This is a genomic window from Actinomycetes bacterium (genome assembly GCA_036510875.1).
In the GTDB taxonomy this organism is placed as follows: domain Bacteria; phylum Actinomycetota; class Actinomycetes; order Prado026; family Prado026; genus DATCDE01.
In genome coordinates this window covers 1-9,056 of sequence record DATCDE010000362.1, presented here as the reverse complement: position 1 = coordinate 9,056, position 9,056 = coordinate 1, and the positions used below count along the sequence as shown (strand labels likewise).

8 protein-coding genes and 2 tRNA genes are annotated in these 9,056 nt (G+C 72.1%); 9 read left to right on the top strand and 1 reads right to left on the bottom strand.

Features of this window, described 5'->3' with window-relative positions:
• The coding region (locus tag VIM19_20895; protein HEY5187292.1) for a branched-chain amino acid aminotransferase at nt 1-820 on the top strand (820 nt) is incomplete at its 5' end.
• A 27-nt stretch (nt 821-847) separates the two neighbouring features.
• On the opposite strand, the gene VIM19_20890 is transcribed toward VIM19_20895, so the two are convergent.
• Nucleotides 848-1,912: a hypothetical protein gene (locus VIM19_20890; protein ID HEY5187291.1), complete on the bottom strand. Its 1,065-nt coding sequence runs from the start codon at nt 1,910-1,912 to the stop codon at nt 848-850.
• A gap of 225 nt (nt 1,913-2,137) precedes the next feature.
• Here VIM19_20890 and cimA point away from each other — a divergent pair, with 225 nt between their 5' ends.
• From cimA to VIM19_20850, 8 genes are all read left to right on the top strand, one after another.
• Nucleotides 2,138-3,733 carry a citramalate synthase gene (gene cimA / locus VIM19_20885; GenBank protein HEY5187290.1) on the top strand — a complete coding sequence of 532 codons (1,596 nt, stop codon included), beginning with the start codon at nt 2,138-2,140 and terminating at the stop codon, nt 3,731-3,733.
• A gap of 80 nt (nt 3,734-3,813) precedes the next feature.
• Nucleotides 3,814-4,587, top strand: a complete 774-nt coding sequence (locus VIM19_20880) for a fumarylacetoacetate hydrolase family protein (GenBank protein HEY5187289.1) — start codon at nt 3,814-3,816, stop codon at nt 4,585-4,587.
• A complete protein-coding gene (gene gltX, locus VIM19_20875) occupies nt 4,584-6,062 on the top strand; it encodes a glutamate--tRNA ligase (GenBank protein HEY5187288.1) in 1,479 nt (492 codons plus the stop codon). Before VIM19_20880 ends, gltX begins: the two co-directional genes overlap by 4 nt.
• Before the next feature lie 864 nt (nt 6,063-6,926).
• Nucleotides 6,927-6,998: transfer RNA gene (locus tag VIM19_20870), tRNA-Gln, on the top strand.
• Nucleotides 6,999-7,066: 68 nt separating this feature from the next.
• Nucleotides 7,067-7,139 (top strand) — tRNA-Glu (locus tag VIM19_20865).
• 211 nt (nt 7,140-7,350) lie between these two features.
• Nucleotides 7,351-7,527 (top strand): hypothetical protein, encoded by a 177-nt coding sequence (locus VIM19_20860; GenBank protein ID HEY5187287.1) that lies wholly within the window; start codon nt 7,351-7,353, stop codon nt 7,525-7,527.
• 223 nt (nt 7,528-7,750) lie between these two features.
• On the top strand, nt 7,751-8,494 hold the full coding sequence (locus VIM19_20855; protein HEY5187286.1) for a type IV toxin-antitoxin system AbiEi family antitoxin domain-containing protein: 744 nt from the start codon (nt 7,751-7,753) through the stop codon (nt 8,492-8,494).
• The coding region (locus VIM19_20850) for a nucleotidyl transferase AbiEii/AbiGii toxin family protein (protein ID HEY5187285.1) at nt 8,491-9,056 on the top strand (566 nt) is incomplete at its 3' end. The genes VIM19_20855 and VIM19_20850, both read left to right, overlap by 4 nt.

The window sequence follows — 9,056 nt, the reverse complement described above, 5'->3', positions numbered from 1 at the left end:
GAACGCCCGCCGGTTCCAGCGCTCAGCCCGCCGGCTGGCCATGCCGGAGCTGCCCGAGGACCTCTTCATCGAGGCGATCGACGCACTCGTGCAGGCCGACGCGGCCTGGGTCCCCAGCGAGCCGGACCACTCGCTGTACCTGCGCCCGTTCATGTTCGCCACCGAGGTCGGGCTGGGCGTGCGGCCGGCAAACTCCTACCTGTTCATGCTCATCGCAGCCCCGGCCGGTGCCTACTTCAAGGGCGGCATCAAGCCGGTGACCGTGTGGCTGTCCGAGGAGTACACCCGTGCGGCGCCCGGTGGCACCGGCGAGGCCAAGTGCGCCGGCAACTACGCGGCGTCGCTCATCGCCCAGGCCGAGGCTGCGGCCAAGGGCTGCGACCAGGTCGTGTGGCTCGACGCCGTGAAGCACCGCTTCGTCGAGGAGATGGGCGGCATGAACCTGTACTTCGTCCGCGGCTCCGGGGCGGACGCCAGGGTCATGACGCCGGCGCTCACCGGCACGCTGCTGCCAGGCGTGACGAGGGACTCGCTGCTCGCCCTCGCGGCCGATCTCGGCTTCGGCGCCGAGGAGGGCCGGATCAGCACCGACGAGTGGCGCGCCGGCAACGCCTCGGGCGAGATCACCGAGGTGTTCGCCTGCGGGACCGCCGCGGTGATCACCCCGGTCGGCGAGGTCCGGTCGACCAGCCACTCGTGGGCCGTGGCCGACGGCCAGCCCGGCCCGGTGACGATGCGGCTGCGTGCGGCGCTGCTCGACCTGCAGACCGGCGCTGCGCCGGACGCGCACAGCTGGCTCCGCTCGGTCCCGTCCCGCTGACCCGCCGCTGACCTGCCGCTGGCCTGCTCAGGACGCCGCCGCGGACGGCGAAGCCGCGGTGGACGCTGACCCGGTGGCGGTCGTCGGTGCGGCGGATGCGCTGTCGGTGCTGCCAGGCGTCGGCTGCGTGCTCGACGTCGACGGCTCCCCGGTCGCGGTCGGTGATGTGCGGCCGGACGGCGTCGGCGAGCCGGTGGCCGAGGCGGACGTGGCCGCCGACCCGGCGGCCGAACCGCTGAGCCGCGGCGTGAGGATCCCGGGGGCCGGGCCGAGCCCGGACCAGGGGTCCCCGGCCAGCGCGGGGAACGGCGCCGGGTGGGCGCCCGGCAGCGGCGGCGAGCAGGCGCGGACGGCGTCGGCCACCAGCTCGACCCGGGCCTGCAGGCCGCGGGTGTTCGGGTGCACGCCGTCCGAGATCAGCCAGTCGGGGTGGGCGTTGACGGTCCCCACCCAGTCCACCACGCGCAGCGTGGCGGTGCGCTGGGCGGTCTCCGCCAGCACCGCGTTGAAGGCCACGTCGTCGGCTCGGACGTCGGCCCGGCGGTACACCGTCGGCCACAGCACGCAGCGCTGCGGGCCGGCAAGCGCCAGGACGTCGTCCACCTGAGAGCGGAAGGTGTCCATGGCGAGCGCGCCATCGTTGGTGCCGGCGCTGACGACGAGGACCGAGGGCAGCGGCGCCAGCCGGGCGTAGTTGCGCAGCGCGCCGAGGATGGCCGCCGTGCCGCGGCCGACCTGGGCGACCACGCGGACCGAGCGGTCGGGCAGGGCGGTCGCCAGCCCCGGGTCGAGGTCGAGGGCGAGCGAGTCGCCGATGACCAGCACGTTGGCCCCGGGCGCCACGAGGGGGCCGGCCACCGTGCTGGACGTCGCGGCCGACGCAGCCGCCGTCGTCGTCGGGCTCTCGTCCGGGCCGAGACTGGCGGCCGCCTCGCTGGCCGGCAGGGGGCCACCGCCGGACCACGTGGCCAGCGCAACCGAGCCCAGGGCCACGACGGCGAACGCGGCCGTCCCGCCGATCACCCATCGCTGCCGGACGACGGCGACACGGTCGCGGTGCCGTCCACCCAGCCGTTCACCCAGGCCGCCCACGCCGTCGACCCTACTGACTCCCCGACTGGAGGTCCTTCGTGCGGGGAGGGGGAGAAGGGTGTGCCACACTGCTGGGGTGCTTCGCACCGTCGTCATCATTAGTTAGGCGCGCCGGGGACCCCCCGACGCGCAGGCCTCTCGCATCCCGCGAGGGGCCTTCTTCGTTAGCGGAGCTCGGCACCGGTTCCTGGTGCCGAACTCCGGTGCAGGACCTGAGGAGACCCCATGGCACGCGTCGAGGACGCCTTCCACGTCTACGACACCACGCTGCGCGACGGCGCCCAGCAGGAGGGCCTGAACCTGTCGGTCGCCGACAAGCTCACCATCGCGCGGCACCTGGACGGGCTCGGGGTCGGCTTCATCGAGGGCGGCTGGCCGGGCGCCAACCCCAAGGACACCGAGTTCTTCGCCCGGGCCCGCGACGAGCTGAAGCTGGAGAACGCGCTGCTGTGTGCGTTCGGCTCCACCCGGCGTCCCGGCGGCGTCGCCGCCGACGACCCCATGGTGGCCGCGCTGCGCGAGTCCGGGGCACCGGTGGTCACCCTGGTCGCCAAGGCGCACGACCGGCACGTCCAGCTCGCCCTGCGCACGACGCTGGACGAGAACCTGGCGATGATCTCGGACACGGTGGCCCACCTCGTCGCCGAGGGCCAGCGGGTCTTCCTGGACGCCGAGCACTTCTTCGACGGCTACCACTCGAACCCGGCCTACGCGATGCAGGTGCTGCGGGTCGCCATGGATGCCGGAGCCGACGTCGCCGTCCTGTGCGACACCAACGGCGGGATGCTGCCCGGTGAGCTCACCGACGTCGTGGGTGAGGTGCTCGCGGCGTCGTCGGCCCGGCTGGGCATCCACTGCCACGACGACACCGCCTGCGCCGTGGCCAACACCCTGGCCGCCGTGGACGCCGGCGTCACGCACGTTCAGGGCACCGCCAACGGCTACGGCGAGCGCTCGGGCAACGCCAACCTGTTCAGCGTGGTAGCCAACCTGCAGCTGAAGAAGGGCTTCCCCGTCGTCCCGGACGCCGCGCTGGCCGACATGACCCGCATCGCGCACGCGGTGTCCGAGGTGACCAACGTGGCACCCAACCAGCACCAGCCGTACGTGGGCCTGTCGGCGTTCGCGCACAAGGCCGGCCTGCACGCCAGCGCCGTCAAGGTGGACCCGATGCTCTACCAGCACATCGAGCCGGCGCTGGTGGGCAACGACATGCGGATGCTCGTCTCCGACATGGCCGGGCGGGCCTCGATCGAGCTGAAGGGCCGCGAGCTCGGCTACGACCTCAGCGACGACCGGGACGCCCTCACCCGGGTGGTCACCAAGGTCAAGGACCTCGAGTCGCGGGGCTGGACGTTCGAGGCGGCCGACGCGTCGTTCGAGCTGCTGCTGCGCGACGAGGTGCTCGGCTCGCGCAAGCGGCACTTCACCGTCGAGTCGTGGCGGGCCATCGTCGAGCAGCGCACCGACGGCACCGTGGTGAGCGAGGCGACCGTCAAGGTGCACGCCGGGGGCGAGCGGATCATCGCCACCGGCGAGGGCAACGGCCCGGTGAACGCCCTCGACAACGCGCTGCGGCTGGCCCTGCGGGGGATCTACCCCGAGCTGGCGGCGCTCGAGCTGGTCGACTACAAGGTGCGCATCCTCGAGGGCAGCCAGGGCACCGGCGCGATCACCCGGGTGCTCATCGAGACCTCGGACGGCGCCACCGAGTGGGACACCGTCGGGGTGCACGAGAACGTCATTGCGGCGTCCTGGATGGCGATCGAGGACGCCGTCGCCTACGGCCTGCTGCGCGCCGGTCGCGACGCCGCCCCCTGATCAGTTGTCAGGGTGAGGACGACGTATAGCTCGTCCTCACCCTGACAGGTCGGAGCACGGCGCCCGGTAACGTTGCCCCCGTGCGTATCGCCCGATTCTCCGTGTCCGACCAGGTGGCCTTCGGCAAGATCGACGAGGCGCCCGGCGGGACCTTCATCACCGCCATCGACGGCCACCCGTTCGGCCCGTTCGAGCTGAGCCGGGCACGGTTCCCGCTGAGCGAGGTGAAGCTCCTCGCGCCGGTGCTGCCGAGCAAGGTGGTGGCCATCGGCAAGAACTACGCCGAGCACGTGCGCGAGATGGGCGGCTCCGAGCCGCCGGCCGAGCCGGTCATTTTCATGAAGCCGTCCACCTCGGTGATCGGCCCGGACGACCCGATCGTGCTGCCCGCCCTGTCGGCCGAGGTGCACCACGAGGCCGAGCTGGCCGTGGTCATCGGCCGGCTGGTCCGCGAGGTGCCGGTCGAGCGGGCCCTCGACGCCGTTCTCGGCTACACCTGCGCCAACGACGTCACCGCCCGTGACCTGCAGCGCAGCGACGGCCAGTGGACCCGGGCCAAGGGCTTCGACACGTTCTGCCCGCTCGGCCCGTGGGTGGTCACCGACCTCGACGCCAGCGACCTGGAGATCGAGTGCCGGGTGGACGGCGAGCTGCGCCAGCACGGTCGCACCTCCGACCTGCTGCGCGGCGTGCCCGAGCTGATCTCCTACGTGAGCGCGGTCATGACCCTGCTGCCCGGCGACGTCCTGCTCACCGGCACCCCGGCCGGGGTCGGCCCGCTGCACGACGGGGAGAAGGTCAGCGTGGCCATCGAGCGGATCGGCACCCTGAGCAACCCGGTGGTGACGGCGTGAGCGACGTCCGGGTCCGGTTCTGCCCGTCACCGACGGGCAACCCGCACGTCGGCATGGTCCGCACCGCGCTGTTCAACTGGGCCTACGCCCGGCACACCGGCGGCACCTTCGTGTTCCGGATCGAGGACACCGACTCGGCGCGGGACACCGAGGACAGCTACCACCAGCTGCTCGAGGCGCTCGGCTGGCTCGGCCTGGACTGGGACGAGGGCCCCGAGGTCGGCGGCCCGTATGAGCCGTACCGGCAGTCGCAGCGGCTCGAGGTCTACGCCGACGTCGCGCGCCGACTGGTCGAGGCCGGATTCGCCTACGAGTCCTTCTCCACCCCCGACGAGGTCGAGGCCCGGCGCCGGGCCCGCGGCGAGGACCCCAAGCTCGGCTACGACAACGCCGACCGCGACCTCACCCCCGAGCAGCGCGAGGCGTTCCGGGCCGAGGGCCGGCTGCCCGTGCTGCGGATGCGGATGCCTGACCGGGACTGGACCTGGGACGACCTGGTGCGCGGCCCGATCTCCTTCGCGCACGAGCACGTGCCCGACTACGTCATCGTCCGGGGCAATGGCGAGCCGCTGTACACGCTGGTCAACCCAGTGGACGACGCGCTCATGCACATCACCCACGTGCTGCGCGGCGAGGACCTGCTCTCCTCGACGCCGCGGCAGCTGTTCATGTACGAGGCGCTGGCGGCGATCGGCGTCACGGAGGGCGCCACCCCGATGTTCGGGCACCTGCCCTACGTCATGGGCGAGGGCAACAAGAAGCTGTCCAAGCGCGACCCGCAGTCTTCGCTCAACCTGTACCGGACGGAGGGCTACCTGCCGGAGGGCCTGCTCAACTACCTGGCCCTGCTGGGCTGGTCGATGGGCGACGACGTCGAGCTGTTCTCCATGCCGGAGATGGCCGCGGCGTTCGACCTCGACCGGGTGAGCGCGAACCCGGCGCGGTTCGACCTGAAGAAGTGTCAGGCCATCAACGCCGAGCACGTGCGGATGCTCGACCCGGACGATCTCACCGCGCGGATCCTGCCGTTCCTGCAGGGCCCCGGGCTGCTGCCGGACGAGCCGACCGACGAGCAGCGGGCCCTGCTGCGGGCCGCCGTCCCGCTCGTGCAGACCCGGATGACGCTGCTCACCGAGGCGGTGGGCATGCTGGGGTTCCTCTTCGTCGACGACGCCGCGCTCGAGCTGGAGGAGGCATCGGTGGCGGCGCTGCCGGACGACGCGGCCGCCACGCTGTCGGTCGCCTACGACGCGCTCGTGCAGTTCGAGCACTGGACCGCGGCCGACATCGAGGGCGCCCTGCGGGTGTCCCTCGTCGACGGCCTGGGCCTGAAGCCCAAGACCGCCTTCACCCCTGTGCGGGTGGCCGTCACCGGGCGCCGGGTGTCCCCGCCGCTGTTCGAGTCGATGGAGCTGCTCGGCCGGGAGTCGTCGCTGTCTCGGCTGCGCTCCGCGCTGGCCAAGCTGTCAGGGTGACGACGAGCCAGACGTCGTCCTCACCCTGACAGGTGCGAGGGGGGTGGCGTGAGCGTCACGGCCGTGGTGTTCGACGTCGACGGGACGCTGATCGACCACGACCACGCCCGTCGCGAGGGGTTCGCGGCACGCGACCGCGCTCGGGCTGCCGGCGGACGGTGACGACTGGGACCGTTGGCTCGAGGCGGAGGACCTCCACTTCCGGCGCTACCTGGACGGCGAGCTGAGCTTCGAGGAGCAGCGCCGTGAGCGGGTCCGCGCGTTCACGGGGGAGCCGCTCGACGCGGTTGCAGCGGACACCTGGTTCGCCGGCTACCTCGTCCACGTCGAAGTGTCCTGGCGGCTCTTCGACGACGTCCCGGCGACACTGGACGCCCTCGCCGGGCTGGCGCTGGCGGCGTTCTCGAATGTCTCCGGCGCGTACACCCGGCGCAAGATCGAGGCCGTTGGCCTGGCCGGCGTGCTCGTCGGAGCCTGGGGGGTGGACGACGTGGGGGAGGCCAAGCCGGCCGAGGCGACCTTCCGGGGGCTGTGCGACCGGCTGGGCGTGCCGCCGTCGTCCGTGGTGCACGTGGGGGGACCGGTACGGTGCCGACGCGCTGGGCGCCGTCGAGGCGGGGTTGACGGGGGTCTGGCTGGACCGACCCGGCGCCGAGCCGGACGGCAGGGCGCCCCAGGGCGACCCGGACCCACGGGTGCAGGTGATCTCCTCGCTCGCCCAGCTTCCCGCCCTCGCCCGTCCTTTACCCTTGTCAGGATCAGGACGGGCAATACGTCGTCCTCATCCTGACAACTCTGTGTGGGTTTGGGTGAACGGCGACCGGACGGGTATTCTCGACGCCGTCCGGGCTCGCCCGGCACCCATGGGGTATGGGGTAATTGGCAGCCCGGCTGATTCTGGTTCAGCTAGTCTAGGTTCGAGTCCTGGTACCCCAGCGATGAAGGTTGCCTACGACTACGTAGACTCCCGTTCGCTGTACCGGTCCACTGGTGCGGCACCGTTTGGCCCCGTTGTGTAGCGGCCTAGCACGCCGCCCTCTCAAGGCGGTAGCGCGGGTTCGAATCCCGTCGGGGCTACGGGCAAAGGCCCAGGTCACAGACCTGGGCCTTTCGCTTTGGCCCCCTCGAAGAAGATCTTGACCACATTTTGACCACAGACGATGTGGTCAAGATCAGCAGGACCCGGCACGGCGCACCCTGGGGAGGCACGGCTGCTCCGGGCGAGCTGGGAGGACTTCCCTGGTCACCAACCGCAGCGACGGGCTGAGCGCCCGGACTGGCAGCTCCCGTGGCCGTCCTCAAGCGGGACCTCGTCCCCACGGGTCTGGTCATTGGAGGCGGCGTGGGCGCCAAGATCCCCTTGGTGACCATCGCGGTCACAACCCACCTCATGCGTGAGCGCTACGAGGAAGGTCGCATCCGCAGGGAGGAGTACGGGCTGCGACGTCGCGCCGGTCGCCGGTGACCCTGACCAGGACTTGAGCTGCCAAGGTGCAGCATCGGCGAGACCGGCGTCACCCCTCGATCTGTGAACACCACCCGAGCGGGTGACCGCGCTGATTCGCTGTCGCCAGGATTCTCGCCGGCCCGCTCGGCGAGAGTCCTGGCGAGACCGGGCGTCCGGCGGCAGCCAGTCCGGGTCGGCGCCGGAGCTGCGAGATACTTCATATTTGAGTTATATTGAAGGGGTGACACGGGAGCCGGCGCTGGTGCGTCTTGGGCGGTTCGCCGAGGATCAGTGGGGGCTGGTCACCCGCCGGGAGGCGGTGGTGGCCGGGGTGTCTGCGGCCACGATGGCCCGGCTGATCGACCGTGGTGATCTGGAGCGGGTCGCGCATGGGGTGTTCCACCTGCGGGGGGCGCCGATGCCCGACCTGGCCGCGCTGCGGGCGGCGTGGCTGCAGCTCGCGCCGGGGGTGCCTGCCTGGCAGCGCTCAGCCGATCAGGGTGTGGTCTCGCACCGTTCCGCGGCTGCGGTGTTCGGGTTGGGGCATCTGCCGGCGGACGTCCATGAGTTCACGCTGCCGGCGCGCCGGCAGTCCCGGCGGGGTGATGTGCGGCTGCACGTGCGGCCACTGACGGCCGACGAGTGGGTCACCGTGGCCGGTCTGCCGGTCACGCGCCCGGCCCGGACCGCGGCGGACCTGCTGGTCGACCGGGAGGACAGCGAGGCGATCGCCCACGTCATCGCGGATGCGATCCGCGGCCGGGTCGAGACCCCGGGATCGTTCGCTGCCGCACTCGGCCCGCTCGCGTCCCGCAGGGGTCTGCCCCGCGGCGACGGTTGTGCCCTGCTGGGGTGGCTGCTGGACCTGGTCGGTGACCCCGAGACGGGCCGCTGGCTCGACGAGGCGCGCACCCGACCGGGTGCTGCGCGGTCGGCCGCGCCGGCGGCGCGGCCGTCTCCCGGCGGGGCGGGGACCCGGCGGTGACCGGGCGGTACTACTTGTCACCGGCGGCGTTTCGGCGGGCGTTGACCGATCGGCTGCGCGCCGTGGCGTCGACCGGCCCCTGGACGCTGGCGCAGCTGCAACGCCAGTTCGCCTACGACCGGCTGCTGCAGCGGCTGTACCAGCACGACCGGTCCTGGGTCGTCAAAGGGGCCACCGCGCTGCTCGCCCGGGACATCGGCGTGCGCGCGACCATCGACGTCGACGTCTACAGCAACACGACCACCGACGTCGCCGAGGCCGAGCTGCGTGCTGCCGTGGCCGTGGATCTGCACGACTGGTTCCGCTTCGAGGTTGGCCCGCCGCAGCCCGTCGGCGCCGGTGCGCCCGGTCTGCGCCTGCCGATCGCGGCGTACCTGGGCACGACCAGGTGGGCGTCCTTCCACGTCGACCTGGTCGGATCCGAGCTGCGGATGACCGGCCAACCGGACCAGGTGCGACCGCTGGCCTCTGTGCACATGCCGGACGTCGCCCAGCACCCCTACGCCGTCTACCCACTGGTGGACCACATCGCCGACAAGATCGTCGCAGTGTTTCGCTACGG

What these genes read in the sequence shown, in the direction of transcription:
- cimA (HEY5187290.1), top strand. Translation starts at nt 2,138, where the DNA reads ATGGCACGCGTCGAGGACGCCTTCCACGTCTACGACACCACGCTGCGC.